Genomic DNA, 6499 nt, shown 5'->3' with positions numbered 1-6499 from the left:
GTCTCAGCAGACACTACAAGCCTGATGTGCCCTGCCGGAGCACGTCGGCATTCGGCCCAACAAGATCGACAAGAACTGGAAGCCGCTACCTTTTCATTTTTCGGGGTAGCGCTGTCTCCAGACCGGAGGTGACGATGAACACTCCCATTCCCGCGCTGGTGGTCATGGGCGTCGCAGGCTGCGGCAAGAGCAGCGTCGGCGCAGCCATCGCCGAGCAGGACGAGGGCCGCCTGATCGAAGGCGACGCCTTTCACCCACCGGCCAACATCGCCAAGATGAGCGCTGGCATCCCCCTCGACGACAACGACCGCGCCGGCTGGCTGACTCGCCTGGGCGAAGAACTGGCCGCCGCCGTGGCCGCGGGCGAACGCCCGGTACTTACCTGCTCCGCACTCAAGCGCCGCTATCGCGACCAGCTGCGCCAGGCGGTACCCGGCCTGGGCTTCGTCTTTCTCGAACTGACCCGCGAGACCGCTGCCCAGCGCGTCGCCAATCGCCCGGGACACTTCATGCCCGCCAGCCTGATCGACAGCCAGTTCGCCGCCCTGGAAGCACCCCACGGTGAACCGGCTACGCTGGTAGTGGATGCACGCGACACCCTGCCCGCCATCGGTACCCAGGTATCGGCCTGGTGGAACACCTCGACTCGCCTGGCCCAGCCGGCCTGACGAGACAGCGCTACCCACTTCAACCACCCCCAACGCCCACAACAACAATAGGAGAGGCGCCATGTTCGGCATGGACCACAACAGCTTCCTTCTGCTCGACGCCCTGGTCACCATCATTGGCCTGGTGCTCCTGATCACCAAGTTCAAGGTCCATCCCTTCATCGCCCTGACCATTGCCTCCGGCTTTCTCGGGCTGACCTCCGGCATGCCGGTGGAAAAGGTCATGAAATCCTTCCAAGACGGCTTCGGCGGCGTGCTCGGCTTCGTTGGCATCCTGCTCGGTCTGGGCACCATGCTCGGCAAGCTGATGGCCGACTCCGGCGGCGCCGACCAGATCGCCCAGACGCTGATCCGCGCCTTTGGCATCAAGCGCGTGCACTGGGCGATGATGTTCGCCGCCTTCCTGGTGGGCATTCCGCTGTTCTTCGAGATCGGCTTCGTGCTGCTGGCGCCCCTGGTGTTCATCGTCGCCCGCCGCACCGGGCTGTCGCTGGTCAAGCTGGGCATCCCGCTGCTGGCCGGTCTCTCCGCCGTGCACGGCCTGGTACCGCCGCACCCGGGTCCGCTGCTGGCGGTCGGGGTGTTCGGCGCCGACATCGGCAAGACCATCTTCTACGGCCTGCTGGTCGGCCTGCCCACCGCCATGATCGCCGGCCCCATCTTTGGTGCCTGGATCTCCAAGCGCATCCCTGGCTCGGCCAATCCCGAGCTGGTCGCCCAGATTGCCCAGGAGACCGACAACCGTAACCTGCCGGGCTTCGGCATCACCGTCTTCACCGTGCTGCTGCCGGTGATCCTGATGCTGCTCAAGGCCTTCGCCGACATCTTCTTCGCTGCCGACAATCACTTCCGCGTCTGGATGGACTTCATCGGCCACCCCATCACCGCCCTGCTCGCCGCCCTGCTGCTGAGCTTCTACAGCTTCGGCACCGCCTGCGGCTTCTCCCGCGAGAAGATCGTCAAGCTGCTGGACCAGAGTCTGGCCCCGGTAGCGGCCATCGTGCTGATCGTTGGCGCGGGCGGTGGCTTCAAGCAGATGCTGGTGGCCAGCGGCGTCGGTGAAGTGATCGGCAACCTGGCGGTGCAAACCCAGATCTCGCCCATCCTGCTGACCTGGCTAGTGGCGGCGGTGATCCGCGTGGCCACCGGCTCCGCCACCGTGGCGACCATCACTGGCGCCGGCATCGTCGCCCCCGTGGTGGCCCTGATCCCCGGCGTGAACAAGGAACTGCTGGTGCTGGCCGCTGGCGCCGGTTCGGTGATCCTCTCCCACGTCAACGACGCTGGCTTCTGGCTGGTGAAGCAGTACTTCAACATGACCGTGGCCGAGACCTTCAAGACCTGGTCGATGATGGAGACCATCCTCTCGGTGGTGGCCCTGGCCTTCATCATGCTGCTGTCGCTGTTCGTCTGAACCCCGCAGAGCCTGTTCCAAGGCTAGCGAGCTAGAGCCAAGCAAGGCCTAGGCGGCCCCGCGAAAATAGCTGAGGAAGCGGACCGGGCTCGCGCGCGAGTTTAAGTAGGGTAAATGAGCATTCCGAAGCCATTTTCAACGCAGATTGGCCGACGCGCAGCAGCTTTGGAGCAGGCTCTCAGGCAGGGACGGCCCCTGGCCGCCCCGCTTCCACCACGAAACTCGCCCGGGTGCTGCGCTCGGCATCCGGACGGGTTCGGTCACTGATGGTGCGCAGGTCCACCTGCAACCGTTCCCGCGTCAGCTCCAGGGCCAGATAGCCGCGCTGTCGACTGTCGAAGAAGCGCACCTGGGGGTTCTCCGGCAACAACGCCTGGAAGCGCCGGTAATCCGGTCCATCCGAGGTGATGGAGGTGCCGACAAATTCGCTGGCCACCACCGGGCTCCGCTCGTTCTCCGGCTCGCGGTGCAGGTCCGTCACCCAGAACGAATGGATGTCGCCGCCCAGGGTCACCGGATTGGCCAGGCGACTGTCGGCCATGGCCGCGAGAAGCCGCTCGCGGGTAGCCGGATAACCGTCCCAGCCATCGGTCCAGCGCGCCGGATCGCCGTCTGGAAAACGCTGGCGCAGGGGTGTCATCAGCAGATCCTGGGCGATCAGGTTCCAGCGGGTGGCGTTATGGCGAAAGCCATCCAGCAGCCAGCCTTCCTGTGCCTGACCCAGCATGCTGCGCGCGGCATCGCGCAAGCCGGGGCAGTTCGGTGCCACCAGATGGCCGCCCCGGGTCTGGAGCGTTGCACAGGCTGGCTCGCTACGGTACTGGCGACCATCGAGCAGATGGATCTCGGCCAGGTCGCCGAAGCGCCAACGGTCATAGAGACGCAGCGCCGCCCCACGGGTCCGCCAGGCCCGTAGCGGGGCATGCTCGTAGAAGGCCTGGTAGGCCGCCTGGCGCCGCACGGCAAAGGCCGCCTGGCTCACCCTGGGGTCGGCCGACCAGGGTCCGGAATAGTCGTTCTGCACCTCGTGGTCGTCCCAGGTCATCAGACAGGTGACGTTGGCATGGAGGTATTGCAGGTCAGGATCGGTACGATACAGGGCGTGGCGCCGTCGGTAGCCGGCCAGGTCCCGGGCTTCCGGCAGGCCGTGCCGGCGCACCGCCGGAAGCTGCGGCGACACATTGGACTCATAGAAATAGTCGCCAAGAAACAGCACCAGATCCGGCTGTTCGTCGGCCATGTGCCGATAGGCGCTGAAAAAGCCCTTCTCGTAGTGGGAACAGGATGCGGCCACCAGTTTCAGGCGTTGCAGCGCGCTCGCGGACGGCGGCAGCGTGGTGGCCCGCCCCGTACGACTCTGGTGCCCCAGCGCGGTGAAGCGGTACCAGTAGGGGCGCCCCGGCGCCAGGCCGGCCAGGGTGATCGGCAGGCTGAAGGCGGTTTGCGGCAGCGCCATGGCCGTACCCCGTTGCACCAGCTGGCGCAATCCTGGGTCCAGGGCTATCTCCCACTGAACCTCGACCGGGCCGCGCAGACCTCCCAGGCCATCCACGGCCAGCGGATCGGGCGCCAGCCGGGTCCAGATGACGAAACCTTCGGGGGTCGGATCGCCACTGGCGACGCCCAGGGTAAAAGGATCCGGCTGCGGCTCGCGGGCACTGCAACCGGCAAACCAGGGAGCGCTCAGGCCCAAACCCAGCAGACCGAGCGCTTGACGTCGAGAGGTGTTCATCCAGGCCTCCGCGAAAAGAGGCCAGGGTGGCTCAGACAGGTGACAACTCGATGTCGGTTGGCTCAGGCCAGGGGCAATTCTTCGAGGATCATGACCTGGGGCGGTTCGCTGAGCAGACCGTCGAGATCGGCGAGCAGCTGCTTGAAGTGTGCGGTCTCTTCATGCTCGGCCAGGGCTTCACGACTGGCCCAACGCTCGATGAAGACATAGCGGCCTTCATGGCTGGGATCACGATGGGGGGTATAGAAGTGGCAGGCGGCTTCGGCGCGGGAGGGGGCGACGATGGCCTGCAAGGCGCGTTCGACTGCCTGGGCCTGGCCAGGTTGAGCGTGCAGGATGGCGACGACACGGATTTCGTGAGTCATGCTCGAAACTCCAGAAAGGCGTTTCAGCATGAGGCCTTGGCATCCTGAATGCCACAGGGGCCGACTGCTCGACCCCTGGCACTGTGATTTACTGCTTGGCTTTGACGATCTTGTCGATCACGGCATTGCTGCGCTTGATCATCACATAGTCGGAACCGATCTTGACCCACTGGCTGTCTTCGCCCGGCTGTTCCAGGCCGTGCTTCTTCCAGTCCTTGATCACGTACTCGTCGCGGATGTACTTGCGCGGCGCCCGACCGCCTTCCTCGAGCTCAAAGGTAGGATGATCGGGATCGTGAGTAATGGCCTCATCGCTCTGATTGGCCTCTTTCTTGTTGACCTTGTTCTGATACTGCGAGTTGGTCGGCTCCGAGGCTTCCTTGTCGGCGGCGGGCTTCACCGGGGTCATGGATTCAGGAGCGGCCTGTGCCTGCAGGGCACCGGCGAGGACGACGGTACCCAGTGCCAGAGAGAGCAGCGATTGCTTGATCATGGGTGTATCTCCTTTGCATTCGAAGGTTGGACCCCCGGGCTGCCGGAAAAGCTCCACGATCCCTTGCAGCGCTTCGCGTCAGCCGGGCCAGCGGTCCTCGTAGCGAGGACGACTGTCTTCTCTCGCCGTCAGCAGGCTGCCCCGGATGACGGCGGCCAATTCCTGACTGTCATGCACGGCCCTTGGACTGGCGGACTTCGCGCCGCGTCAGGCAGAGTAGCCCCCCGTCTTAGGCCAGGGACCAAGACTCATGGAACGCTGGAAGCTGCTCGCCTGCCTGGTGAGCTTCACCTTTTTCATGGAAAACCTCGATGCCACCGTGATCGCCACGGCCCTGCCCCAGATGGCGGCGTCTTTCGGGCGCGATCCGGTGGATCTCAACCTGGGCATCAGCGCCTATCTGCTGGCCATCGCCGTGGGCATCCCCGTGAGCGGCTGGATCGCCGAGCGTTTCGGGCCACGCCCCGTCTTTACCTTGGCGATTGGCGTCTTCACCCTGGCCTCGCTGCTCTGTGGCATGGCGCTGTCCCTGGAACAGTTCATCGCCGCACGCATCCTCCAAGGCATCGGGGGCGCCTTGATGGTGCCGGTGGGCCGGCTGGCGGTGCTGCAGGTGACCGAAAAGCACGAACTGGTACGCGCCATCGCCCTCATCACCTGGCCGGGCCTGGTGGCACCGGTTCTGGGCCCGCCGCTGGGTGGCCTCATCACCACCTATGCCGACTGGCGCTGGATCTTCTATCTCAATCTGCCGCTGGGGCTGATCGCCCTGCTGCTGGCCTGGCGCCTGGTACCGGCCGACATTCCCACCCAGCGGCATCCGCTGGACTGGCGCGGCTTCCTGCTGCTGGGTGGCGCCTGCGTGGCCTTCATGTGGGGCGTGGAGCGACTCGGCCAGAACCAGGGCAGCCTGGGTAGCAACCTGGCCTGGATGGGAGTCGGGCTGATCCTCGGCGTCAAGGCCGTGCGTCATATGGCCCGGCTGGAACGGCCGCTGATCGATTTCAGCACCCTGCGCATTCCCACCTACCGGGCGTCCATCCTCGGCGGCGGACTGTTCCGCGTCTCCATCGCCACGGCACCCTTCCTCCTGCCGCTGATGTTCCAGCTGTCCTTCGGCCTGGATGCTTTCAAGTCCGGGTTGCTCCTGCTGGCGCTGTTTGCCGGCAACCTGGCGGCCAAGCCCTTCACCACCGCTGCCATGCGCCGCTTTGGCCTGCGCCGCATCCTCACCGTCAACGGCCTGCTCAGCGCCCTGAGCCTGCTGGCTTGCGGCCTGCTCACCCCGGCCTGGCCCCTGCCGCTGGTGCTGCTCCTGCTATTCGCCAGCGGGGTGTTCCGCTCGCTGCAGTTCACCGCCAGCAATGCCCTGGCCTTCGCCGACATCCCCAAGGCTCGGCTGAGCCATGCCTCGACCCTCTTCAGTACCAACTTCCAACTGGCCATGGGACTGGGTGTGGCCATCGCCGCCCTGCTGCTGCGCGCCTCGATGGAGTGGCACGGCCACCTGGATCCGCAGCTTCTGGACTTCCGCCTGGCTTTCATTGCCATCGCCGTACTGGGCGTGCTGAGTACCCTGGACAGCTTTCGCCTGGCGCGAGATGCGGGCGACGCGGTAAGCGGCCATCGCCTCCCCTGACAGCACCTGCCGGGAGCAGGCAGCCTGCCCTCCTCGTCCACGGCGGCTCGCCCCGCCTGGCTGCAGGATCGCTAGTCGCCCCTCTTGCCCCTCATCGCCACCTCTACGCAAGAAATCCCTCTAGCACGCTATAAAGCACAAGCGAAGCCGGCCGATAACCTCTGACACTGCGCTAACAAAAAGCGTAC

The 6499-nt window shown here is 65.4% G+C and carries 6 protein-coding genes; 3 read left to right on the top strand and 3 right to left on the bottom strand.

Annotated features, from left to right (window positions below; translation table 11 throughout):
- Nucleotides 1-134 precede the first annotated feature (134 nt).
- Entirely contained in the window at nt 135-668 is a 534-nt protein-coding gene (locus PJ259_RS22780; RefSeq protein WP_059314130.1) for a gluconokinase, read from the top strand.
- Between the two features lie 61 nt (nt 669-729).
- A complete protein-coding gene (locus PJ259_RS22775; protein WP_059314129.1) occupies nt 730-2082 on the top strand; it encodes a GntP family permease in 1353 nt (450 codons plus the stop codon).
- 178 nt (nt 2083-2260) lie between these two features.
- Here PJ259_RS22775 and PJ259_RS22770 read toward each other — a convergent pair whose 3' ends face one another.
- From PJ259_RS22770 to PJ259_RS22760, 3 genes are all read right to left on the bottom strand, one after another.
- On the bottom strand, nt 2261-3814 hold the full coding sequence (locus PJ259_RS22770) for an alkaline phosphatase D family protein (RefSeq protein ID WP_271654275.1): 1554 nt from the start codon (nt 3812-3814) through the stop codon (nt 2261-2263).
- Between the two features lie 62 nt (nt 3815-3876).
- Entirely contained in the window at nt 3877-4179 is a 303-nt protein-coding gene (locus PJ259_RS22765; RefSeq protein ID WP_271654274.1) for a putative quinol monooxygenase, read from the bottom strand.
- An 88-nt stretch (nt 4180-4267) separates the two neighbouring features.
- Nucleotides 4268-4672: an RcnB family protein gene (locus tag PJ259_RS22760; RefSeq protein ID WP_059314126.1), complete on the bottom strand. Its 405-nt coding sequence runs from the start codon at nt 4670-4672 to the stop codon at nt 4268-4270.
- A gap of 250 nt (nt 4673-4922) precedes the next feature.
- Between PJ259_RS22760 and PJ259_RS22755 the strand changes: the two genes are divergently transcribed.
- On the top strand, nt 4923-6311 hold the full coding sequence (locus tag PJ259_RS22755) for an MFS transporter (protein ID WP_271654273.1): 1389 nt from the start codon (nt 4923-4925) through the stop codon (nt 6309-6311).
- The last annotated feature ends 188 nt before the right edge of the window (nt 6312-6499 follow it).

It is taken from the genome of Pseudomonas sp. JBR1 (assembly GCF_028198185.1).
GTDB classification, from domain to species: domain Bacteria; phylum Pseudomonadota; class Gammaproteobacteria; order Pseudomonadales; family Pseudomonadaceae; genus Chryseomonas; species Chryseomonas oryzihabitans_E.
This window is presented reverse-complemented; position numbering and strand designations above follow the sequence as displayed.